The organism is Sphingobacterium detergens (assembly GCF_003610355.1).
GTDB lineage: Bacteria > Bacteroidota > Bacteroidia > Sphingobacteriales > Sphingobacteriaceae > Sphingobacterium > Sphingobacterium detergens.
This window is the reverse complement of sequence record NZ_RAPY01000006.1, coordinates 302,065-323,779: the sequence shown is the minus strand read 5'-3', so window position 1 is coordinate 323,779 and position 21,715 is coordinate 302,065. Positions and strand designations below refer to the sequence as shown.

Sequence of the window (21,715 nt, the reverse complement as noted above, 5' to 3'; positions counted from 1 at the left end):
AGATGGCACATCCAAAACGTAAAACTTCTAAATCAAGAAGAGACAAAAGAAGAACACATTATAAAGCTGAAGCTCCTAGCTTGACAGTATGTAAAGAAACTGGCGCAGTTCATTTACCTCACCGTGCTTACAAAGTAGACGGAAACTTGTACTACAACGGTAAATTGATCATTGAAAATACAGCTGTTGTCTAAGGTAAACCTTTCATAACACCAAAACATCCCAAACAAGCAATATTTTAGAAATTTGCTTTATTTTGGGATGTTTTTTGCGTATTATTGATTTACTAAATAATAACGGATGAAGATTGGTTTAGATATTTTAGGAGGAGATTATGCTCCTAAAGCAACGATAACAGGTGCGATTGAAGCACAAAAACAGCTTACTGGAGACCAAAAGATAGTCCTTTTTGGTAAAACTGAAGAGACTAAACAATTAATCGATCAAGCCGGAGGAAATTCATCTGACTTTGAATATGTGGAAGCTCCAGAAGTCATTGCGATGGGTGAACATCCAACCAAAGCAATAACTCAAAAACCCAACTCAAGTATTGCGAAGGGATTTGAATATTTAAAAAACAAAGAAATCGACTCATTCGCATCCGCCGGTAACACCGGAGCCATGCTCGTGGGATCGATGTTCAGCGTGAAAGCTATCCCAGGCGTATTACGCCCAGCCATAGCATCAATTGTTCCAAAATTGAAATCAGGATTCGGAATCTTACTGGATGTCGGTGCAAACGCAGACTGTAAACCAGAGATGCTGAATCAATTTGCAATGTTGGGCAGCCTCTTTGCCGAGCATGTATTCAATGTATCCAACCCTAAAGTAGGATTATTGAACATCGGAGAAGAAGAAGAAAAAGGAAACATCCTGACAACCTCTACCTACCCCCTACTTAAAGCCAACGACAAGATTAACTTTATCGGAAATGCAGAAGGCCGCGACCTGTTCAGTGACCATGCCGACGTATACGTCTGCGATGGATTTACGGGCAATGTGGTCTTGAAACTTGCAGAATCATTTTATGTAGTGACCCTGAAAAAAGGTTTTAAAGATGATTTCTTCGACCGATTCAACTACGAGCAGTACGGCGGTAGTCCAATCTTAGGAGTTAACGCTCCTGTCATTATTGGTCATGGTATTTCAACACCTGAGGCCATTAAAAATATGGTTTTATTTTCAAGAGATATGATCGAGTCTAAATTCATTGACAGTATCAAATCTATTTTCAATTAAGTATTTATGTCAAAGATTCATGCCGCGATTACGGCTGTAAATGGTTACGTTCCGGATTACATCCTCACCAACAAAGAGTTGGAAACAATGGTCGATACCAACGACGAGTGGATTGTATCACGAACAGGAATCAAAGAAAGACGCATCTTAAAGGGCGAAGGGCTTGCTACATCAGATCTTGCTGTACCTGCCGTTCAGGGTTTGTTGAAAAAGAGAGGAATAGAAGCGACGGATATCGATTTAATTATCTTTTGTACAAGTACACCTGATATGCTGTTTCCCGCTACGGCAAATATTTTAGCCGATAAAATCGGTGCGACAAATGCATGGGGCTTTGATCTACAGGCAGCGTGTTCGGGCTTCTTGTTCGGACTGAATACCGGAACACAGTTTATCAAAGCAGGTACGCACAAAAAAGTGCTTGTCATCGGTGCTGATAAAATGTCATCGGTAATCAATTATCAAGACCGTAATACCTGTATCCTTTTTGGAGATGGTTGTGGCTGTGTGTTATTAGAGCCAAATGAAGAAGGATTGGGTATACAAGATGCGATTTTGAAGACAGATGGTTCTGGTGGCCAATTCCTAAATATTAAAGGTGGTGGTTCATTAAACCCTGCCTCCCATGCTACGGTCGATGCAGGATTACATTATGCGTACCAAGAAGGCCGTACAGTATTCAAATTTGCAGTGACCAATATGGCTGATGTTGCTCATGATGTCATGGTGAAAAACAATTTGAAGTCAGAGGACATTGCTTGGTTGGTACCGCATCAGGCCAACAAGCGTATCATCGATGCAACAGCAGAACGTGTAGGTCTTCCGGAAGAAAAAGTGATGGTAAACATCCAAAAATATGGAAATACAACCAGTGGAACAATCCCTTTATGCTTATGGGAATGGGAATCTCAATTGAAAAAAGGAGATAACCTGATCCTTGCCGCTTTCGGTGGTGGTTTTACCTGGGGATCCATCTATTTAAAATGGGCGTATTAATTGTCCATTTTATGGTATAATTTATTACTTTTGACAGTTAGAATTTTTTAAGAAACAAACAAAACCTAGAATACTATGGGTATGGATATCAAACAAATTCAAGACTTGATTAAATTCGTTTCAAAATCAGGTGTGAATGAAGTCTCGATTGAAGAGCAAGATTTTAAAATTACAATAAAGACAAATCAAGAGCCTACGTACGTAACAGCTTCTGTTCCAGCTGTAGCACCAATTGCCGCTGCTCCTGTTGCTCAAGCAGCTCCAGTAGCTACCCCTGCAGCACCAGCTGCTAGCGCTGACGCAAACTTGATTACTGTTAAATCACCGATGATCGGTACATTCTACCGTTCAGCTGGACCTGGTAAACCATCTTTCGTTAATATTGGTGATGATATCAATACAGGTAATGTATTGTGTATTGTTGAAGCAATGAAATTGTTCAACGAAATCGAATCTGAAGTTTCTGGTAAAATCGTTAAGATTTTGGTAGAGGATGCTCAACCTGTTGAGTATGACCAACCATTATTCTTAGTTGAGCCTAAGTAATTTACAAACGTAAATGAATACTATGTAGCCTCCAAAGGGCTACATTTTTGTAAACTTCATAATTCAAGACAATGTTTAAAAAAATATTAATTGCAAATAGAGGAGAAATTGCCCTGCGCATTATCCGTACCTGCCGTGAGATGGGTATCAAAAGTGTTGCAGTATATTCGACCGCAGATAGAGACAGCTTACACGTACGTTTTGCTGATGAAGCGGTTTGTATTGGCCCTCCACCGAGTAAAGATTCTTACTTAAACATTCCGAATATTATTTCTGCAGCTGAATTGACAAATGCAGATGCTATTCACCCAGGATATGGTTTCTTATCTGAGAACGCACGTTTTTCGGCAATTTGTGCAGAGTATGGTATCAAATTTATTGGTGCTACTGCTGAGCAGATCGAAAAAATGGGCGATAAGTCCCGTGCGAAGGATACCATGAAAAAAGCCGGTGTACCTACTGTACCCGGATCAGATGGTTTGATCTCAAACGTAAAAGAAGGGATCACGCTAGCCAATGAAATAGGTTACCCTGTTATTATCAAAGCTACTGCCGGTGGTGGTGGTCGTGGTATGCGCATCATCTGGAAAGACGAAGAGTTTGAACCAGCTTGGGATTCTGCCCGTGTTGAATCTGCTGCTGCATTTGGTAATGATGGTATCTACCTTGAAAAATATGTTGAGGAACCTCGTCACATTGAATTCCAGATTGTAGGTGATCAGTTTGGTACAGTATGTCACTTGTCAGAACGTGACTGCTCGATCCAACGTCGTCACCAAAAATTGATCGAAGAATCTCCTTCACCATTTATGACGCCTGAATTAAGAGCTGAAATGGGTGAAGCTGCTGTGAAAGGTGCAAAAGCTGTAAACTATGAAGGTGCCGGTACAATCGAGTTTTTGGTTGACAAACACCGCAACTTCTATTTTATGGAGATGAATACACGTATTCAGGTAGAGCACCCTGTAACAGAAGAAGTGATCAACTTCGATCTGATCAAAGAACAGATCAAGGTTGCTGCAGGTATTCCGATCTCCGGAAAAAATTATGAACCGGAAATGCACGCGATCGAATGTCGTATCAATGCAGAAGATCCATTCAACAATTTCCGCCCTTCACCGGGAAAAATCACTAACTTTCACTCTCCGGGAGGTCATGGTGTGCGTGTAGATACACATGTATACTCAGGCTATACCATTCCACCAAACTATGACTCTATGATCGCTAAGTTGATCACTGTTGCACAAACACGTGAAGAAGCGATCTGTACCATGGAGCGTGCATTGAGCGAATTTGTGATTGAAGGCATCAAAACAACCATTCCTTTGCACCTGAGATTAATGCGTGACCCTAACTTTAGAGCAGGCAATTTCACAACAAAGTTCATGGAAACATTTGACCTAACTGAATATCCTGTAGAAGATTAAATAAAATTATCTTTACATACATAAAAAATACCATTCTTTACAATAAGAATGGTATTTTTGTTTCCAAACAATTTTTATGAGTACACCAAATTCGAAAGATCTAATACAAGCTATCAAAAATAAGGGGAAGAATATAGAAGCAGAGATGTCCTTCTTTGACCATCTTGAGGTCTTAAGATGGCATTTGGTCCGTTCAGCTATTGCAATCTGTATCTTTGCAGGTATCGCTTTCACATTCTACGATTTCGTCTTTAAAGATATTATCATGGGCCCAAAAAATCTAGATTTTTGGACCTACCGCATGATGTGTAAAGCGGCGGATGTATTTAATTTAGCCGACTTCTGTGTCAAGAAAATACCTTTTAATATTATCAATACGGAATTGGCCGGGCAATTTATGCTCCAGATCAACTCCTGCTTGTTGATGGCTTTGATGATGGGTTTCCCCTATCTTCTTTTCGAAATTTGGTTGTTTGTGAAACCGGCATTGACAGATGTAGAAAGACGTTCTGCCCGTGGGTTTGTATTTTACGCTACAGTATTATTTGTTTTGGGCGCTCTTTTCGGATACTATATTGTTGTACCATTATCCATCAACTTCCTAGCGAATGTATCCTTAAGTGACGAGATCGTCAACCAGATTACGATAGACAACTACCTGTCTACCATTGCGACATTGACATTAGGCTGTGGAATCGTATTCCTACTGCCGATCATGGTATTTATTCTGTCTAAAATAGGTATTATGACGCCTGAATTTATGCGTGCCAGTCGTCGTTATGCAACAGTAATTATTTTGCTTATAGCAGCCGTAATCACACCTTCTGCAGATATTATCACCATGTTGACCGTTGCTGCGCCGATGTTCTTATTGTATGAAATAAGTATCATGGTCTCCGCGGATGTCAAAAGAAAAAAATTAGCAAAAGAACAATAAAATAACAATAGAAATGAGCAGCGTAAAGAAAATTGCGATTGGAAGTGACCATGCAGGTTTTGAATACAAAACAGCATTGGTTAGCTTTTTAAATGAATTGGGTTATGAAGTAACCGACTTTGGAACAAACTCTCCAGATTCAGTCGATTACCCAAATTTTGCACATCCGGTCGCATCGGCGGTAGAGAACAAAGAGGCTGATGCTGGTGTTTTGATCTGTGGCAGTGCCAATGGTGTTGCGATCACAGCCAATAAACATCAAAATATCCGTGCTGCAATCTGTTGGTTGGAGGAAATTTCGGCATTGGCACGTCAACATAATGATGCCAATGTGGTGTGTGTCCCAGCCCGTTTTATCGATCTTGATCTCGCTAAAAAGATCGTATCAACTTTTATGACAACCGAATTTGAAGGTGGACGTCATGCCAATCGTGTCAATAAAATAGCTTGCAGCTGTTAATAAATTAACATATTTTAAGAAGCGGATGAAGAGTAGAATATACTTTTCATCCGCTTTTTTAGTTATATTGTGTACTGATCTAAGGTGCTAAAGATTGGCATTGCTATCATTTCATAGTGTTATGGACATAATGATACGCTGTTGTTAATTGTTATCCTTGATCATCTGATATACATACTATTTTAAACGATAACAAAGTATTGCGTACAGCAGAGCCCACGCTTACAGCAGCAGGATCTCGATACTAAATACTACATACTAAATACGAAATGAAGAAAATACATAACCTGATTTGGGTAGCGCTTTCTGTGGTGAGTTGTGCTCAGGCACAGGATGTCAGTACCAAATATGCGAATGAAATCACTGTAGAATCGACACAAAAACATCTACGAACGCTTGCTTCGGTGGACTTTGAAGGAAGAGGAACAGGACAGAGAGGTGGTCAGTTGGCTGCGGACTATATCGCAAATGAGTTCAAAAAATACGGACTTTCAGCACCCGTAAATGGATCATATTTCCAACCCCTACAGCTTATTCATAATAGTTTTAAGGTCAAGCAATTTACAATCAATGACCGGCCTTTTCAAAATGGGAAGGATATCTTTGTCATTGGAAACAATGAGGAGAAACTCTTTGAAAGCAATGAAATAATCTTCATTGGCTATGGAATTGATGATCCAAAGTATTCCGATATCACGGGCTTAGACCTGACCAATAAAGTTGTCCTGTTATTGAACGAAAGTGAACCTACGGATGATAAGGGAAATTCATGGATCACTGGAAAGAAGACTCCATCTGACTGGTCGACCAGCAGGAATAAGAAAATCAAGGAAATTCTCAAGAAGAAACCAAAGTTGGTGTTGGCTGTCAACAGCCAATTATCCCAATTGCTTGAAGAGGCAGGAGACCGCGCGACAGAAGGACGTTATAACCTAGCTGTAGATCAGCCTGCGCCCGAAAAGTCGCCCATGATCCCAGTCGTCAACATAACGGATCATGCTGCGAATTATATCTTTAACCTTGCACGTACAAATCTAGCCGCTGTTGTCGGCAAAATCAACCGCTCTGGACAAGCAAATTCTTTTGTAATTAACACCAATCTCATGGCCGACTTCGGTACAAATGCAAAACCTTTAGCTGATCCAAATATCCTGGGATACCTAGAGGGAACCGACAAAAAAGATGAAATTGTTGTCATTGGTGGACATTACGATCACGATGGCAAAGATTCCAAAGGAAACATCTTCTTTGGTGCTGATGACAACGCCTCCGGAACAACCGCTGTACTGGAACTTGCCCGCAGTTTCTCCCGCGCAAAAGCAGCTGGTAATGGTCCAAGACGCAGTATCCTTTTTATTACTTATGCGGCTGAAGAAAAAGGCCTACTAGGTTCTAAATTCTATACTGAAAACCCAGTTTTCCCACTTGCAAATACTGTTGCCTGCATCAACATCGATATGATTGGCCGTGTGGATGATAAGCACCTCAAGGGGAATCATGACTATATACATGCGATTGGTTCAGATAAACTGAGTTCTGAACTTTATCAGATCAATAAAGATGAAAATGAAAAAAACACCAAACTGGAAATAGATTATATGTATGATAATCCAAAGGATCCAATGCGTCTGTATTACCGGTCAGACCATTATAACTTTGCAAAGAAAGGCATACCATCTATCTTCTATTTTTCGGGCCTTCATCCAGACTATCATACCCCTGCGGATACGTATGATAAGATCGACTTCCCGCTTATGGTCAAACGCGAGAAGTTGGTCTTTTTCACGGCATGGCAGATCGCTAATAGAGAAAACCGCTTGGCAATAGACAGTAATAAAGAATAAGCGCATTGCTTTTCAATAAAGGCAAAAAGTCCTGGGTATTGAATACCTGGGACTTTTTGTTTTTGATCAAAATAAAGAACAAAGCCCTTATAAATTTGTTATATTTATTATAACACAGCAAAGATATATGGCTTTTGTAGATTACTATAAAGTGCTTGGCATTGATAAAACAGCCTCGGCTGATGATATCAAAAAAGCATATCGCAAATTAGCGCGTAAATACCATCCTGATGTAAACCCGAATGATAATGAGTCTAAACAGCGGTTCCAGGAGATTAATGAAGCAAATGAGGTATTGTCCGATCCTGAGAAACGCAAAAAATACGACCAATATGGTGAACATTGGCAGCATGGGGAGGAATATGAAAAAGCGCAACAACAATACAGACAATCCCAATCTAGTGGCGGAAACCCGTTTAGTGCTGGAGGAAATCCATTTGCTGGTAGTGGCGGTTCGCAAGAATATACCGGAAATTTTGATGACGGCCAATTCTCAGATTTTTTCGAACAGATGTTTGGAAGTAGACGTGGCGGTGGTAGGCAAAGTACTTTTCGCGGGCAGGACTTTAATGCCGAATTGAGTTTAAGCCTCCAACAGGCCTATACAACCCATCAACAAACCTTTAATATCAATGGTAAAAGTATTCGTATTACAATCCATGCAGGTGTAGAGGATGGACAGAAAATCAAATTAAAAGGATACGGTAGTGAAGGGATCAACGGAGGCCCTAAGGGCGATTTGTATATTACAATCAATATCACTCCCGATGCAACCTTCAAACGACAGGGAAATGACCTGTATACTTCGCTAGATATCGATCTCTATACGGCTGTTTTAGGGGGCGAGGCGACACTCGATACCTTTGGAGGTAAGATCAAATTAAAGATAAAACCTGAAAGTCAAAACGGTGCAAAAATGCGGCTCAAGGGTAAGGGTTTCCCACTCTACCGGAAAGAAGGTGAATTCGGAGACCTCTATGTCAGCCTTAATATCAAAATGCCCAGCAATCTTTCCGACGAGGAAAAAGCATTGTTTCAGCAACTGAAGGATTTAAAACAATAATCTCATGGAAACGACACTCATAAAAGTTATTGACTTCTGCCAATCCAGAAAAGTTGAAACAACTTTTCTACAGACCATGGAGGAATATGGCCTTATTCACATTATCATACAACAGGAAGAACAATTTATTGATGAAGATGAACTCAAGAAACTGGAACGTTTCTCAAATCTTTATTACGACTTGGAAGTAAACCCACAGGGAATTCAGGTGGCCAATCACCTATTGGATAAGGTCGAGCAACTTCAACATGAAGTTCTACAGCTCAAAAATAAATTAAAATCCTTGGACTATTAATCCAAGGATTTTATACCAATCCATAAAATAGCATAACTAGAATACAACATCCTTCTCTGTATTGATTTTGGTCTGCCAGACGATTTTATCTTGCAGTGTTGTATAGTGAATTTCATAGTCTCCTTTGCAAACGACAAAGGATCCAAAAAAATCTTTTGGTTTCATTAGTCGATAGACTACCAATGTACGCTTCCCTTGGACCTTCCCGTATGCTTTCATCAGCATATAGCCAGTTTTATTAATCTTCTCGTCAGGAATCTTATAGTCCAAGTGCGAACGGCTTCCATCATCGGGGCATTGTATCTCCGTCCTGCTCGGCGTAAAAACATAGCGATCCCGGTACATCGCTACATTGGATTGCACAATATTCTTCGCCCAGACAATATCATTGAAATCAGGCGGAAGCAGAAAGATCATACTAACCATCTTCTCGTGCCAAAGCCGGTCATTGAACGGAATAACAAAGTGTAGTAGCTTCTTCCCCTTAAATTCACCTATGCTATAAAAATAGCGCCCTTCCTTGTTTTCCTCACGCTGGAAAGTGGTCAAGTCGAGTAAATGACTTTTCTGGTCTTTAACATTCGGATAATTGTTTATCACAGCAAGCATATCATAATTACAATTCCCTTTCAGGCTTCCCGTAAACAATACCTTGTAAGCAGTATCCTGGTAATTTAGATGCTTAAGCACTTTTGTGTATTCTGCCTTGACCGTACTCACATTGATGGGTCCGGTATTTGCACCCCAGTTTTCCTCTTTTAAAATATCATCTCCTAAAAATACAGCAAGATTTTTATCCACATTGATGAAATATTCATCGCCCTCCACTGTATAACCATTAGGCGCTACCTGATAGGATTTGCAGGATACAAGTGTAAAGATTAGCGAAAGGGCGATAAACAAGAATAAGGTACTCTTCTTTCTAAACATCCGATCGATCTCCTACGATTTAATCTTTTGCACCTTTACCCCCTCCCAACGATAAACATTATAAAGATCTGCATTCATCTTCATTAGCCTTAACGTCAGTTCATATTGATTTTTAATTGGACTACCGTCAAGAATACCAGGTTTCCACTTTGTTCCAAATCGCAACAATCGAACAAGCTCATCACCTGCCTTCGTACTAGGAGTACTGATTACTTTAAAATTATTCAGTTGTCCATTTTTTTCGACGACAAACTGCACAACGACGTTCCCGTCTTCACCTGTCGAATTTGGATTAAAATTCTTCATGACATAATCACGCAATGCAGTCATCCCTCCTATAGGTTCTGAAGTGACATCCACCCGGCTATAATTTTTTACATATTCACCACCAGGTTTAAATTTGAAATAAAAAGCTGCCTTTGATTCCACGGGGCGACCATTTTCTAAACCTGGTTCCCACTTGGTCTGTGACAGCAATTTACTTGCCCGGTCACGAAATTCTTGACCGAGATCAGAACCAACAATTAGAGACTTTATGCTGCCGTCGGAATTAATGATGAAAAAACTCTCAATCACTGGATCAGCATCTTTATTGGATATTGCTCTAGGCATTTTAAAATTTTCGGCAAACCAAGTTCTCAACCCTTCGGCTCCAAGCTTAGGTGTAGCAACCGCTTTTTTTGCTTTAGTCGGCTTTTCTTCTTCCCTAGTCAAGTTTAAACGGATAGGTAAAGTATAGGCAACACGTACTTTTCTACCATTTTGTACGCCGGGATTCCATTTCGCAGCACTTCTCATCAACTTCAATGCAGCCTCCCCGGTGCCGTAGCCCAGATCCTTTGTGATTTTAAAGTCCGTTAAGCTTCCATCCCGCTCCACAATAAAGGAAATTTCAATAACACCGTTCACTGTATTTTCCAATGCGGCTTTTGGGTAATCATAATTGTCGGAAACCCAGGTCATAAATTTACGCATTCCATCGACTGGCTCGGGAATAACTTCAACCTCAGTAAAAATAGTGCCTTTCCTTGGACTTGTAGTATCCTGCTGGATCAATCCTGCTCCCTCACCATTTAGTGCAATACGGCCTTCAATACCAGGTTGAATAGGCTCAACAATAGCAGTCAATTTGGGTTTAGGTGTTTCGTTTGCCACCATTAGCTTTTCAAGATCTGTAGCGACGTCTTTTGCTCCTGCAATCTCTACCTGGTTGATCGAACTTTCTACATCTGAAACAATATCCTTTGCACGCGTGGTATTGAATGCCAGTGTAGACCCTGCAACAACTAGCAGCATTGGCAATACAGCGGTATATAACAAACGCTTTTTCCGCGCTGATTTATTCTTAAATAACATCATAATTCTTTTCTTTAAAAATGAATGATTAGAAAACTCATGCGTTAGTGGTAAATGATCCACCTGCAGCGCATGAGCAACCAGCATTTCGGCATAGGCCACCTTATCTGTCGAACAGATTTCGTCGGCAATACACTCATGCTGGAACTTTAACTCCTTTTGAAAGAAATATAAAACCGGATTAAACCAGTTGAAAATTTTCAACAGCTCCATCACAAGCAAATCATAGGAGTGCCCCTGATCGACATGAACACGCTCATGTGATTCAATATTACTTTTCTCCTTAATAGACTCTCCAATGATGATTTTATTGAAAAATGAGAAACTTAGATAATCATGTTCATCTCGTAATGCACGTACCAACTTCATCACTCTAAATAGCAACAACGTGAAAGCAATTGCAACACCTACCCAATACACATAACTCAAGATGTCTATCAAGTAAATTGGTTGCTCTTTGGGGCTATTGATGGCGATCTCCATATAGCCACTCAAATCCACCATAGGTATGGAGTACGCGATTATCTCTGCTTTCGGTAATTCTATAAATATCCCAATGGGTGCCAAGAGCGAAAAAATTATCATCCCAATCAAATAGACGCGATTCCATTGAAAGAAGGTGAGTTTTTGAAAAATCAGCTTATAGAGCGCAAAGCTGATAATCAATGAAACATTGACAATCAATAAGTAAATCATAATCAAAAGTTTATAAGAGGTGGTTGTTGTTACTTACTTTGTTGGATGATCGAAAGAATATCGTTCAATTCTTTGACATCCAATTTATTCTCTTCCAAAAAATAAGAAAGCATGCTTTTGGGAGAATTATCAAAATAATTATTCAACAACTTACCAGTGATTCCTTTTTTATATTCCTCTTTTGAGATCTTCGGTAAATACTGATGGCTTTTACCAAAAGACTCATGCGACACAAAACCCTTGGTTTCGAGAATACGCACTATCGTTGAAACTGTATTGTAAGCAGGTTTCGGTTCAGGTAGTCGGTCAATGATATCTTTGACAAAACCACGTCCCATTTCCCAAAGCTCCTGCATGATCTGTTCTTCTGCTTTAGTCAATTCTTTAAAATCTTCCATAACTCCTTATTATTAACAGTACCGTTGTAATCGATTACAACACAAGTATATAACTAAAGAAATAGTTTTACAACTATTTCTTTAGTTATATACTTAACATACTGAATATTAAATAAATAAAATTTAACTAAATACCTTTTTATAACAAATTAATCCTCAAAACTTCGTCTACGTGAAGCTTTCAATTGGGATTGTTGTTTCTTCCGATCTAATCTTTTCAGCACACTGGAATAAGGTATTTTGGTTTTCTTTCTTGGCTTAGTGGGTACAAGGGCTTCCTTCAGTAGATTAAGGAAACGATCAATGGCTATTTCCTTATTTCGTACTTGTGAGCGGTCCGTATCCGATTCCAATTGCAATATTCCTTCTTTATTGATACGATTCGAAAGCTTATCAGTCACCACAGCCTTTTCTTCCGCGGAGAAAATTGCAGACTGCTCCACATTCCATTGCAGGGTAACTTTGGAGGATACCTTATTGACATGTTGTCCCCCTGCTCCTCCCGATCTTGAAAATTTAAAGGTCAGCTCTCCTATTAATCCTGTTATATTCATTTGTTTTTAAACGCTTCTTCTATTTTTTCCATTTTCTGTAACAGGAAGCCCAATTTTTCTACTTGGTCACGCTGCACATCAACGAGTTCCTGTTCTTTTCTAATAATGAGGTGATCAATTTTCTCATGTAGTTCCCTGATTTCAAGCTCGGCCTTCAGATTAACCATATAATCATTCCGCGCCCGTTCACGATCCTTGGCCTCTTGTCTATTTTGGCTCATCATAATCACCGGGGCCTGCAACGCAGCCACACAGGACAAAATGAGATTAAGCAGAATAAATGGATAAGGGTCGAAACCTTTATTATTTAACCAATACATGTTGACCGCGATCCAGATCAGCAAAAATACAACGAAAGAAATAATGAACGTCCAACTTCCTCCAAATTCAGCAACTTTGTCCGCAACACGTTCGCCCACTGAGGCTGCTGTTACTCCATCGTTATCCATGCTTGCACTAATGACCTTGTTGTCCTTAAAGCTCTGTATAACCTGTTGATCCAATTGACTGAGCTGTCCCGACTCGTCTTTCAAAAATTCGGTAATATAAGCTTCCTTAAACCGTGTCAGTTCTGTCGCTGCAATATATTTATCTTTCCCAAAATTCGGATATTCCTTCCGGATTAATTTAAAAATGGGTTGTCGAATAGAGGCCCCCAAAATACGTTGTTCCAAAGGGAATTGTTGCCCCGAGATGTCACTGGTAAAATTGTCCATATACCGCTTAAATGTCTACTTAAAGATAATGCTTTTTAAGTAATCAAAAAATTCACAAAACTATGGCAATTGGTTTTTGTTATTTTAGGCATAAATAGTCGAAATTTGCAACACAAAAATTAGAGATGAAACCATCATGATTTATTCCATCCGATAAAGGCTGATTAAATCTGAATACGTCATCTGCTTTAAAAATCAATTCATAAAGATGAAAATAGGCATTGTTTGTTATCCCACGTTTGGTGGCAGTGGTGTTGTGGCAACGGAATTAGGAAAGGCTTTGGCAGCCAATGGACATGAGATCCATTTTATTACCTACCGACAACCTGCACGCCTAGATTTCTTTTCGGAAAACCTCTATTACCACGAAGTTGCAGTATCCCAATATCCGCTTTTTGACTTTTTACCTTACGAATCTGCGTTGGCCAGCAAATTGGTTGATGTCGTACGTTTTGAAAAGCTGGATCTGATCCATGTGCATTATGCCATTCCCCATGCTTCGGCTGCGTTCATGGCAAAACAAATATTACTGACGACCTATGGTATTAATATCCCTGTAGTAACCACACTTCATGGTACAGATATTACACTGGTTGGAAAAGATAAAAGCTTTAGTCCTGTAGTCACCTTCTCGATCAATCAGTCAGACGGTGTTACAGCCGTTTCACAAAATCTAAAAGATGAGACACTCCGGTATTTTGATATCACCAGAGATATTAAAGTGATTACCAACTTTATCGATCTTGATAGATTCAGCAATAGGGACCGCTCCCATTTCAAAAAAGCGATTGCTCCAGGCAATGAGCGGATCTTGGTTCATACCTCCAATTTCAGAAAAGTAAAAAATACGGAAGATGTCATCCGTATATTTAAGAAAGTACATGATGTCATCCCTTCCAAACTATTAATGGTTGGTGATGGTCCTGAACGTCGCAACGCGGAGGAACTGTCCAGAGAATTGGATGTATGTATGGATGTTCGTTTTTTGGGTAAACAAGATGCTGTGGAAGAGATCTTGTCCGTTTCCGACCTTTTCTTGATGCCTTCGAGCTCCGAGAGCTTTGGTTTGGCGGCCTTAGAGGCAATGGCTTGCCGGGTTCCGGTTGTTTCATCCAATACAGGTGGATTGCCTGAACTGAATGAAAACGGTGTGACAGGATTTCTGAGCAATGTAGGTGATGTGGACGATATGGCCAAGAATGCGATCTATATTTTGGAAGATGCTGACAGATTAGAGGAATTTAAAGAAGCAGCATTAAATCATGCAAAAAAATTCCAATTGTCCAATATTATGCCTTTATACGAACAATATTACCACGAAGTGATTGATCAAACAACAAAAGCGCAATAAATATCACTTTTGGCCTTAAGGGTTGAAAAAAAAATTTTATCTTTGACCTTTGGAAAATTTCCAAAAAAACAATTATGAAATACAAACGTATCTTATTAAAACTTAGCGGTGAATCCTTAATGGGTGACCAAAGCTATGGTATCGATATTAACCGTGTATCACAATACGCTAATGATATCAAAGAAATTCACGATCAAGGTTTAGAAATTGCAATTGTTATCGGTGGTGGTAACATTTACCGCGGTTTAAGTGCTGAAAAATCAGGGATGGACCGTGTTCAAGCAGACTATATGGGAATGCTTGCCACTGTAATCAACAGTATGGCGCTTCAAGATGCTCTTGAAAAAGTAGGTAAGAAGACACGTTTGCTAACAGCTATCAAGATGGAGCAGATCTGTGAACCATTTATTCGCAGAAGAGCTGTACGCCACTTGGAAAAAGGCCGTATTGTTATTTTCGGAGCTGGTACTGGAAACCCGTATTTCACAACGGATACAGCAGCTTCTTTGCGCGCGATTGAAATCAATGCCGATGCTGTATTGAAAGGAACACGTGTAGATGGTATCTATACTGCTGATCCAGAGAAAGATCCTAGTGCAACAAAATTCGAAGAAATCTCATTCACGGAGGTATACGAGAAAGGGTTAAATGTAATGGATATGACTGCCTTTACCCTTTGTCAAGAAAACAAATTACCAATCATCGTATTTGACATGAACAAGCCTGGCAATTTATTGAAACTTGCCAATGGTGAACATGTTGGAACTGTGGTAAAATAATTAATATCTGTAAAAAACGTAATCTTATATGAACGAACTAATTTCAATTGAATTGGACGATTGTAAAGACAAGATGTCCAAAGCAGTTGCTCACACGGAGTCAGAATTAACAAAAATTCGTGCCGGTAAAGCTTCTCCATCTATGTTAGATGGTATTTCAGTCGATTATTATGGTAGTGCTACTCCACTTTCACAAGTAGCTAACATCAATACAACTGATGCTCGGACTATTGTCATCCAACCTTGGGAAAAATCGATCATCAACGCAATTGAAAAAGCAATTACGGATGCTAATCTTGGTGTCAACCCACAGAATGATGGTATTGTGATCCGCTTGAATATCCCGCCTTTGACAGAGGAAAGAAGACGTGACTTGGTGAAAAAAGTAAAAGAGGAGACTGAAAGAGGCCGTATTGGTATCCGTAATATCCGCAAAGACACCAATGAGTCCATCAAAAAATTAAAAAATGATGGTGCCTCAGAGGACGAAATCAAAACCGCCGAAGGGGAAGTACAAAAATTGACTGATGCATACATTGTAAAAGTTGATAATCTGTCTGAACTGAAAGAAAAAGATATCATGACTGTTTAAGTTCTTATTCTTAAACACAAAACGAGGATGTTCAAAAGCTTGGACATCCTCGTTTTTTTTATTGCTGTTTTGTATCCTCTCCCCTCCACTTAGCAAATGTGCAATTTTCAGCAGGTTTGTTTTTACTTTTTAATCAAGTCTTTCTTATTTTCTGATAATTTAATATTATCCTTTCACAAAAATATTCCCGCATGTTTTATTGATTTTTGAACAAAATAATTGTACATTGTACACTAACACATAATCAGTTATATGATGAACAATTCTCGCCGTCAATTTTTAAAGCAAGCTGGAATAGGTCTTTCGGCAGCTTATCTGATGCCCAACTTGATATCTTGTCAAAACAAAACGGGTGCTGTCAGTGACAATCCTTTGCAGAATATAGGCGTACAGCTGTACTCCATACGTGATTTGATGGATATAGATCCGAAAGGATCTTTGGAGCAGGTCGCAAAAATTGGCTACAAACATGTTGAGCTTTATGGCATAGATTCTACTGCCAAACAATTTTGGAAATTACCCTATAAAGAGCTTAAAAAGATTCTGGATGACAATGGCCTAAAAACGCACTCAGGGCACTATGATATGTCTAAATACCTCAGTAAATCACATACTGATAAAGAAGATTTATCCGTTTACTTTGATGCTGCAAAAGAACTTGGACAGGAATATGTGATTGCGCCAGTAACACCGATGTTCGATATCAATGCGCTTAAAAAAGATGACTATCTCTATGCTGCCGAACAGCTCAATAAGGCTGGAGAACAAGCCAAAAAGATGGGGCTAAAGGTTGCTTACCACAACCATTTTTGGGAATTTAGGGATTTAGGGAACAATACGACAGGTGAAGATGTCATGCTGGCTTTTACAGAACCTGATCTTGTCGATTTTGAGCTTGATCTTTTCTGGACCGAGAAAGCCGGGAAAAACCCCATCTCCATATTTGAAAAATTCCCCAATAGATTTAAACTATGGCATGTGAAGGATATGGACCGTACAAAATCTAATCCGATCGAATGGCCTAAGGATGGTAAGTTACCTGTTGAACAAATCTTTAAGGATATCAGATATACCGAAGTTGGTACCGGAAGCATCGCTTTTCCGGAAATTGTCAAAGAAAAGACTAAAGCTGGCTTAAAATACGCTTTCGTAGAGCAAGACGATATCTATATGCCAAACAAGATGGAAAGTCTTAAAAAAAGCTACGATTACGTTCAGGCAAATCTTATCAAATAAAAAAGGGGAGCAATGCTCCCCTTTTTTATTTGATAAGATTTTATTAGAATTGTGTATCCTCTACTTCGACCGCAGTTTCAATCACTTTACGGGCTAATTCTTCTTTAAAATCAATAATTTTTTTGCTTATTGTCGCATCATGCGTACCTAGGATCTGAGCAGCCAATATACCCGCATTTTTTGCAGCGTTTAGCGCAACTGTTGCGACAGGAATACCATTAGGCATCTGCAAGATGGATAGTACCGAATCCCACCCATCAATAGAGTTAGATGATTTTACAGGTACACCGATTACAGGCAAATGCGTTATTGAAGCCACCATTCCTGGTAAATGCGCAGCACCACCAGCTCCCGCAATAATTACTTTCAAACCACGGAATGCGGCATTTTTAGCATAATCAAACATACGTTGTGGCGTACGGTGTGCCGAAACGATTGTGACCTCAAATTCTACTCCAAGGACTTTCAGGACATCGATGGCATCCTGCATAACCGGAAGATCGGATTTACTTCCCATGATAATGCCTACCTGGGCCTTATTATTGACTGACATAGTATTATTAAGCTTTAACTTTTAATATTTCTTGTACTTTTCTTGCGTTGGAGATGGCTTTATCCCGGTCATCATTGATGATACAGATATGTCCCATCTTACGGAATGGTTTTGTATACTTCTTGCCATACAGATGTAAATAGACTCCCTCCATCGCCAATACCTCTTCTACTCCATCATATTTTGCTAAGCCCTCATAACCATCCTCGCCCAATAGATTGATCATGACAGCAGTTGTCCGGCATCGTGTATCTCCCAATGGTAAATTGAATATTGCTCTTAAATGTTGAGCAAATTGAGAAACATAATTCCCCTCGATTGTTTGATGTCCACTATTATGCGGCCGCGGAGCTATTTCATTCACCAGAATGTCACCATTTTTCGTTAGGAACATTTCCACTGCAAGCAAACCAACGATCTGTAGATCATCCGCGATTTTCTTCGCAATTGCTTCCGCACGTTGCTGAATCTCTACACCATATAATGATGGCGCGATAAGAAACTCCACTAAATTAGCTTGTGGATTAAATTCCATTTCTACCATTGGAAAAGTGGAAACATCACCTCTATCGTTACGTGCAACAATAACAGCAATTTCCTTTTCAAAGTCTACCCACTCTTCAATCAAACTTGGCTCTTCAAAGGCATCCTGGATATCCGCTTCAGTAACGATCTTCTTTACACCTTTTCCATCATAGCCATCTCTACGTAGTTTTTGAATGTAGGGTAAACTCAACGAAGCATTTGTTAAGTTATCTTTAGTTGATATCAATTGAAACGCAGAAGTCGGGATATCATTTTGTTTAAAAAACTGTTTCTGTAATCCCTTATCCTGGATCAGGCGAATAATACGCGACTGCGGATAAACGATCACTCCCTCCTCTTCCAGTTTCTCCAATGCATCCACATTCACTTTTTCGATCTCGATAGTAATCAAATCCAGGTCTTTACCAAAATTATATACTGTCTCGAAATCGCTCAATGAACCACATTCAAATTTATTGCACAGTTTACGACAAGGAGCATTCTTATCGGGATCTAGTATATGAACGTTTACATTGTAATTAATGGCTTCCTGGATTAACATTCTTCCGAGTTGACCACCACCAAGAATGCCTAATTGCAGTTCGCCATAAAAATCTTTTGCCATAATTGATTCTAAAATCTTATAAAATTTATCTTTTAAGCTTTTTCCTTGAACAGCTGTTCACCTAATAAGCTTTCTTTATCTATCTTTTTTTGCAGTTCAATAAAAGCACCTATCAGTGCTTCCGGACGAGGTGGGCATCCCTGAACATACACATCCACCGGGATAATCCGATCCACTCCCTTCACCACATGATAACCATGCTGCCAATAGGGACCACCACAATTGGAACAGGATCCCATTGAGATCACATATTTCGGATCGGGCATCTGCTCGTATAGTTTTTTTATACGGTCAGCCATTTTAAATGTGACTGTACCAGCAATAATAATAACATCTGATTGTCTCGGTGAGGGTCTAGGAAAAACACCCATCCGATCCAGGTCATAAGTTGAAGCCATGGCTCCCATCATTTCGATCGCACAGCAGGCAATACCAAAACTCATCGGCCACATCGAAGAAAGTCTTGCCCAATTTAGCAGATCATCCAATTTGGCAACAACGACACCATTATTTTGCAGTTGACTATCTAAACTCATGCTTACTCAGGTTTTTTAAATCGAGGTTTAAAAGCGATCTTCGGCGCAGCTGCCACTTCTTGCGCAACAGTATTCTCTACGACCGCAGCCGCCGGCTCTCTATAGTCCCGCACTTGATAGCTGCTGTTGTTCAATGTTGAATAAGCACTTTGAGGAATATTTACAGGAACCTTAGGTAGAGATACATTGGGTTTTACCCATTCCAAATCTCCTTTTTTCCAGACAAAAACCAATCCCAAGATTAAAATACCGATAAACATCGCCATTTCAATCATCGTAAACCATCCCCATCTGCCGTCCGCGGCAATGTATTCCGATTGGCCAAATACTGTAGCCCAAGGAAAAATAAAGATGAGCTCAACATCAAAAAGCAGGAACACTAAAGCGATGACGTAAAATCGAGGATTGAATTGTACCCAAGAGGAACCGATAGGATCTTCGCCACATTCGTAAGTACCAGATTTAATGGGATTATTCTTTTTGGGAGAGATTAAACGTGCTAGAAAAATGGTCGCACAGACTAACAATGCCCCTATCAGCAGAATGATAAGGATTTTGCCGTATTCCGATAATTGCGCGGGGTCATCCATAATGTTTACAAATTTAACAATTATTTCGTTTACTCTAGCGAGGAACTTGAAATTACAAATTATTTATTAAAAAAAATGGGGCATTGTATGCGTACAATGCCCCATCGTATATAACTATACATTAAAATTACATTTTTCCAGGCATTTTAGGCATATTACGCATCAACTTCGCAGCCATTGCAGGATTAGACATTTGTTTCATCACTTTACGCATGTCACCAAATTGCTTCAACAATTTGTTCACTTCATTAATGTCAGTTCCTGAACCTTTAGCAATACGTAAACGACGCTTTTGGTCTATTACATCCGGATTTTCACGTTCAAAAGGTGTCATTGAATCAATGATGGCTTCGATAGGTTTGAATGCATTATCATCGACTTCAATATCCTTCATTGCTTTCCCTACTCCAGGAATCATACCCATCAAATCTTTCATGTTACCCATTTTTTTGATCTGTTGGATCTGAGATTTGAAATCATTGAAATCAAATTTATTCTTACGGATTTTCTTTTGAAGCTCCGCAGCCTGCTTTTCGTCAAACTGTTGTTGTGCACGCTCTACCAAGGATACCACGTCACCCATACCTAAAATACGGGACGCCATACGATCTGGGTAGAAAACATCAAGTGCATCCATCTTCTCTCCGGTACCAATAAACTTAATTGGTTTATTGACAACAGATTTAATTGATAATGCAGCACCGCCGCGCGTATCACCATCTAATTTGGTTAATACGACACCGGTAAAATCAAGACGATCGTTGAATGTCTTCGCTGTATTGACTGCATCCTGACCAGTCATCGAGTCAACAACAAATAAGATCTCATCAGGTTTTGTCGCTTCCTTAACAGCGGTGATCTCCACCATCAAAGGCTCATCTATGGCCAGACGACCAGCAGTATCGATGATAACAACATTATGACCATTGCGTTTTGCCTCTTCAACACCTGCTTTGGCAATAGCAATCGGGTCTGTTGATGCTCTATCAACATAAACAGGAACACCAACTTGTTCAGCCAAAACTTCCAATTGATCAATCGCTGCTGGGCGATAAACGTCACCTGCGACCAACAATGGTTTTTTATTCTTTTTATCTTTCAGGAATAATGCTAGCTTACCAGAAAAAGTTGTTTTACCGGCACCATTCAGACCTGCAATCAAAATAACAGTAGGATTTTTGCCAATCTCCAACTCTGTGACAGACCCACCCATCAATTCTGTCAACTCATCATTCATGATTTTAGTCAACAACTGACCCGGAGAAATACTTGTCAATACATTCTGCCCTAAAGCTTTTTGTCTAACATCATCTGTAAAAGTTTTAGCAGTCTTGTAATTCACATCGGCATCCAACAATGCTTTGCGAATTTCTTTCATCGTTTCAGCAACGTTGATTTCGGTAATACTGCCTTGTCCTTTTAATACCTTAAAGGCCCTATCTAGCTTATCTTGAAGATTTGAAAACATAAA

Annotated in this window: 24 protein-coding genes; 14 read left to right on the top strand and 10 right to left on the bottom strand. The window is 39.6% G+C overall.

Features of this window, described 5'->3' with window-relative positions; genetic code table 11:
- The first annotated feature begins 2 nt into the window (after nucleotides 1–2).
- The 10 genes from rpmF (at nucleotide 3) to DFQ12_RS24065 (ending at nucleotide 8,807) form a co-directional block, all read left to right on the top strand.
- The gene (rpmF, locus tag DFQ12_RS24110) at nucleotides 3–194 is read left to right on the top strand and encodes a 50S ribosomal protein L32 (RefSeq protein ID WP_077437804.1); all 192 of its coding nucleotides are present in this window, start codon (nucleotides 3–5) and stop codon (nucleotides 192–194) included.
- Between the two features lie 106 nt (nucleotides 195–300).
- Nucleotides 301–1,239, top strand: a complete 939-nt coding sequence (plsX, locus tag DFQ12_RS24105) for a phosphate acyltransferase PlsX (protein WP_120261597.1) — start codon at nucleotides 301–303, stop codon at nucleotides 1,237–1,239.
- A 6-nt stretch (nucleotides 1,240–1,245) separates the two neighbouring features.
- Nucleotides 1,246–2,235: a beta-ketoacyl-ACP synthase III gene (locus tag DFQ12_RS24100; RefSeq protein WP_120261596.1), complete on the top strand. Its 990-nt coding sequence runs from the start codon at nucleotides 1,246–1,248 to the stop codon at nucleotides 2,233–2,235.
- Nucleotides 2,236–2,310: 75 nt separating this feature from the next.
- Nucleotides 2,311–2,781, top strand: coding sequence for an acetyl-CoA carboxylase biotin carboxyl carrier protein (gene accB, locus DFQ12_RS24095; protein ID WP_120261595.1), 471 nt, complete (start codon nucleotides 2,311–2,313; stop codon nucleotides 2,779–2,781).
- 71 nt (nucleotides 2,782–2,852) lie between these two features.
- On the top strand, nucleotides 2,853–4,208 hold the full coding sequence (accC, locus tag DFQ12_RS24090) for an acetyl-CoA carboxylase biotin carboxylase subunit (protein ID WP_120261594.1): 1,356 nt from the start codon (nucleotides 2,853–2,855) through the stop codon (nucleotides 4,206–4,208).
- Between the two features lie 76 nt (nucleotides 4,209–4,284).
- Entirely contained in the window at nucleotides 4,285–5,145 is an 861-nt protein-coding gene (gene tatC / locus DFQ12_RS24085; protein ID WP_120261593.1) for a twin-arginine translocase subunit TatC, read from the top strand.
- A 13-nt stretch (nucleotides 5,146–5,158) separates the two neighbouring features.
- The gene (gene rpiB / locus DFQ12_RS24080; protein ID WP_120261592.1) at nucleotides 5,159–5,605 is read left to right on the top strand and encodes a ribose 5-phosphate isomerase B; all 447 of its coding nucleotides are present in this window, start codon (nucleotides 5,159–5,161) and stop codon (nucleotides 5,603–5,605) included.
- 269 nt (nucleotides 5,606–5,874) lie between these two features.
- Nucleotides 5,875–7,449, top strand: coding sequence for a M28 family peptidase (locus DFQ12_RS24075; RefSeq protein ID WP_120261591.1), 1,575 nt, complete (start codon nucleotides 5,875–5,877; stop codon nucleotides 7,447–7,449).
- A gap of 127 nt (nucleotides 7,450–7,576) precedes the next feature.
- Nucleotides 7,577–8,512: a DnaJ C-terminal domain-containing protein gene (locus DFQ12_RS24070; RefSeq protein WP_120261590.1), complete on the top strand. Its 936-nt coding sequence runs from the start codon at nucleotides 7,577–7,579 to the stop codon at nucleotides 8,510–8,512.
- A gap of 4 nt (nucleotides 8,513–8,516) precedes the next feature.
- Nucleotides 8,517–8,807 carry a chaperone modulator CbpM gene (locus tag DFQ12_RS24065; protein ID WP_120261589.1) on the top strand — a complete coding sequence of 97 codons (291 nt, stop codon included), beginning with the start codon at nucleotides 8,517–8,519 and terminating at the stop codon, nucleotides 8,805–8,807.
- A gap of 36 nt (nucleotides 8,808–8,843) precedes the next feature.
- Here DFQ12_RS24065 and DFQ12_RS24060 read toward each other — a convergent pair whose 3' ends face one another.
- The 5 genes from DFQ12_RS24060 to DFQ12_RS24040 all read right to left on the bottom strand — a co-directional run bounded on the left by DFQ12_RS24060 (nucleotide 8,844) and on the right by DFQ12_RS24040 (nucleotide 13,457).
- Nucleotides 8,844–9,737: a hypothetical protein gene (locus tag DFQ12_RS24060; protein ID WP_120261588.1), complete on the bottom strand. Its 894-nt coding sequence runs from the start codon at nucleotides 9,735–9,737 to the stop codon at nucleotides 8,844–8,846.
- A gap of 12 nt (nucleotides 9,738–9,749) precedes the next feature.
- Nucleotides 9,750–11,789 (bottom strand): energy transducer TonB, encoded by a 2,040-nt coding sequence (locus DFQ12_RS24055; RefSeq protein ID WP_120261587.1) that lies wholly within the window; start codon nucleotides 11,787–11,789, stop codon nucleotides 9,750–9,752.
- A 29-nt stretch (nucleotides 11,790–11,818) separates the two neighbouring features.
- The gene (locus DFQ12_RS24050; protein WP_120261586.1) at nucleotides 11,819–12,187 is read right to left on the bottom strand and encodes a BlaI/MecI/CopY family transcriptional regulator; all 369 of its coding nucleotides are present in this window, start codon (nucleotides 12,185–12,187) and stop codon (nucleotides 11,819–11,821) included.
- 149 nt (nucleotides 12,188–12,336) lie between these two features.
- Nucleotides 12,337–12,741: an alternative ribosome rescue aminoacyl-tRNA hydrolase ArfB gene (gene arfB / locus DFQ12_RS24045; RefSeq protein ID WP_120261585.1), complete on the bottom strand. Its 405-nt coding sequence runs from the start codon at nucleotides 12,739–12,741 to the stop codon at nucleotides 12,337–12,339.
- Entirely contained in the window at nucleotides 12,738–13,457 is a 720-nt protein-coding gene (locus DFQ12_RS24040; RefSeq protein ID WP_120261584.1) for a DUF1003 domain-containing protein, read from the bottom strand. The genes arfB and DFQ12_RS24040 overlap by 4 nt, the downstream gene beginning before the upstream one ends.
- A 208-nt stretch (nucleotides 13,458–13,665) precedes the next feature.
- Here DFQ12_RS24040 and bshA point away from each other — a divergent pair, with 208 nt between their 5' ends.
- From bshA to DFQ12_RS24020, 4 genes are all read left to right on the top strand, one after another.
- Nucleotides 13,666–14,808, top strand: coding sequence for an N-acetyl-alpha-D-glucosaminyl L-malate synthase BshA (gene bshA / locus DFQ12_RS24035; protein WP_120261583.1), 1,143 nt, complete (start codon nucleotides 13,666–13,668; stop codon nucleotides 14,806–14,808).
- A 74-nt stretch (nucleotides 14,809–14,882) separates the two neighbouring features.
- The gene (gene pyrH, locus DFQ12_RS24030) at nucleotides 14,883–15,587 is read left to right on the top strand and encodes a UMP kinase (protein WP_075991132.1); all 705 of its coding nucleotides are present in this window, start codon (nucleotides 14,883–14,885) and stop codon (nucleotides 15,585–15,587) included.
- Nucleotides 15,588–15,615: 28 nt separating this feature from the next.
- Nucleotides 15,616–16,179: a ribosome recycling factor gene (gene frr / locus DFQ12_RS24025; protein WP_120261582.1), complete on the top strand. Its 564-nt coding sequence runs from the start codon at nucleotides 15,616–15,618 to the stop codon at nucleotides 16,177–16,179.
- Between the two features lie 252 nt (nucleotides 16,180–16,431).
- Nucleotides 16,432–17,415, top strand: a complete 984-nt coding sequence (locus DFQ12_RS24020; RefSeq protein ID WP_244211839.1) for a sugar phosphate isomerase/epimerase family protein — start codon at nucleotides 16,432–16,434, stop codon at nucleotides 17,413–17,415.
- 43 nt (nucleotides 17,416–17,458) lie between these two features.
- Here DFQ12_RS24020 and purE read toward each other — a convergent pair whose 3' ends face one another.
- The 5 genes from purE to ffh form a co-directional block, all read right to left on the bottom strand.
- Entirely contained in the window at nucleotides 17,459–17,968 is a 510-nt protein-coding gene (gene purE / locus DFQ12_RS24015) for a 5-(carboxyamino)imidazole ribonucleotide mutase (protein ID WP_120261581.1), read from the bottom strand.
- Nucleotides 17,969–17,975: 7 nt separating this feature from the next.
- The gene (locus tag DFQ12_RS24010; protein ID WP_120261580.1) at nucleotides 17,976–19,118 is read right to left on the bottom strand and encodes a 5-(carboxyamino)imidazole ribonucleotide synthase; all 1,143 of its coding nucleotides are present in this window, start codon (nucleotides 19,116–19,118) and stop codon (nucleotides 17,976–17,978) included.
- Between the two features lie 32 nt (nucleotides 19,119–19,150).
- Entirely contained in the window at nucleotides 19,151–19,654 is a 504-nt protein-coding gene (locus tag DFQ12_RS24005; protein ID WP_104384901.1) for an NADH-quinone oxidoreductase subunit B, read from the bottom strand.
- A gap of 2 nt (nucleotides 19,655–19,656) precedes the next feature.
- Nucleotides 19,657–20,244 carry an NADH-quinone oxidoreductase subunit A gene (locus tag DFQ12_RS24000; RefSeq protein WP_120261579.1) on the bottom strand — a complete coding sequence of 196 codons (588 nt, stop codon included), beginning with the start codon at nucleotides 20,242–20,244 and terminating at the stop codon, nucleotides 19,657–19,659.
- 127 nt (nucleotides 20,245–20,371) lie between these two features.
- A complete protein-coding gene (gene ffh, locus DFQ12_RS23995; protein WP_120261578.1) occupies nucleotides 20,372–21,712 on the bottom strand; it encodes a signal recognition particle protein in 1,341 nt (446 codons plus the stop codon).
- Nucleotides 21,713–21,715: the final 3 nt, after the last annotated feature.

Bases quoted from the DNA above. Each gene is read 5' to 3' on its own strand.
- DFQ12_RS24070 (WP_120261590.1), top strand. From the start codon at position 7,577: ATGGCTTTTGTAGATTACTATAAAGTGCTTGGCATTGATAAAACAGCC.
- accB (WP_120261595.1), top strand. From the start codon at position 2,311: ATGGGTATGGATATCAAACAAATTCAAGACTTGATTAAATTCGTTTCA.
- DFQ12_RS24100 (WP_120261596.1), top strand. From the start codon at position 1,246: ATGTCAAAGATTCATGCCGCGATTACGGCTGTAAATGGTTACGTTCCG.
- DFQ12_RS24055 (WP_120261587.1), bottom strand. From the start codon at position 11,789: ATGATTTACTTATTGATTGTCAATGTTTCATTGATTATCAGCTTTGCG.
- tatC (WP_120261593.1), top strand. From the start codon at position 4,285: ATGAGTACACCAAATTCGAAAGATCTAATACAAGCTATCAAAAATAAG.
- DFQ12_RS24060 (WP_120261588.1), bottom strand. From the start codon at position 9,737: ATGTTTAGAAAGAAGAGTACCTTATTCTTGTTTATCGCCCTTTCGCTA.
- DFQ12_RS24020 (WP_244211839.1), top strand. From the start codon at position 16,432: ATGATGAACAATTCTCGCCGTCAATTTTTAAAGCAAGCTGGAATAGGT.
- DFQ12_RS24010 (WP_120261580.1), bottom strand. From the start codon at position 19,118: ATGGCAAAAGATTTTTATGGCGAACTGCAATTAGGCATTCTTGGTGGT.
- arfB (WP_120261585.1), bottom strand. From the start codon at position 12,741: ATGAATATAACAGGATTAATAGGAGAGCTGACCTTTAAATTTTCAAGA.
- plsX (WP_120261597.1), top strand. From the start codon at position 301: ATGAAGATTGGTTTAGATATTTTAGGAGGAGATTATGCTCCTAAAGCA.
- pyrH (WP_075991132.1), top strand. From the start codon at position 14,883: ATGAAATACAAACGTATCTTATTAAAACTTAGCGGTGAATCCTTAATG.
- purE (WP_120261581.1), bottom strand. From the start codon at position 17,968: ATGTCAGTCAATAATAAGGCCCAGGTAGGCATTATCATGGGAAGTAAA.
- DFQ12_RS24065 (WP_120261589.1), top strand. From the start codon at position 8,517: ATGGAAACGACACTCATAAAAGTTATTGACTTCTGCCAATCCAGAAAA.
- rpiB (WP_120261592.1), top strand. From the start codon at position 5,159: ATGAGCAGCGTAAAGAAAATTGCGATTGGAAGTGACCATGCAGGTTTT.
- DFQ12_RS24040 (WP_120261584.1), bottom strand. From the start codon at position 13,457: ATGGACAATTTTACCAGTGACATCTCGGGGCAACAATTCCCTTTGGAA.
- ffh (WP_120261578.1), bottom strand. From the start codon at position 21,712: ATGTTTTCAAATCTTCAAGATAAGCTAGATAGGGCCTTTAAGGTATTA.
- DFQ12_RS24075 (WP_120261591.1), top strand. From the start codon at position 5,875: ATGAAGAAAATACATAACCTGATTTGGGTAGCGCTTTCTGTGGTGAGT.
- rpmF (WP_077437804.1), top strand. From the start codon at position 3: ATGGCACATCCAAAACGTAAAACTTCTAAATCAAGAAGAGACAAAAGA.
- DFQ12_RS24005 (WP_104384901.1), bottom strand. From the start codon at position 19,654: ATGAGTTTAGATAGTCAACTGCAAAATAATGGTGTCGTTGTTGCCAAA.
- bshA (WP_120261583.1), top strand. From the start codon at position 13,666: ATGAAAATAGGCATTGTTTGTTATCCCACGTTTGGTGGCAGTGGTGTT.
- DFQ12_RS24000 (WP_120261579.1), bottom strand. From the start codon at position 20,244: ATGGATGACCCCGCGCAATTATCGGAATACGGCAAAATCCTTATCATT.
- frr (WP_120261582.1), top strand. From the start codon at position 15,616: ATGAACGAACTAATTTCAATTGAATTGGACGATTGTAAAGACAAGATG.
- accC (WP_120261594.1), top strand. From the start codon at position 2,853: ATGTTTAAAAAAATATTAATTGCAAATAGAGGAGAAATTGCCCTGCGC.
- DFQ12_RS24050 (WP_120261586.1), bottom strand. From the start codon at position 12,187: ATGGAAGATTTTAAAGAATTGACTAAAGCAGAAGAACAGATCATGCAG.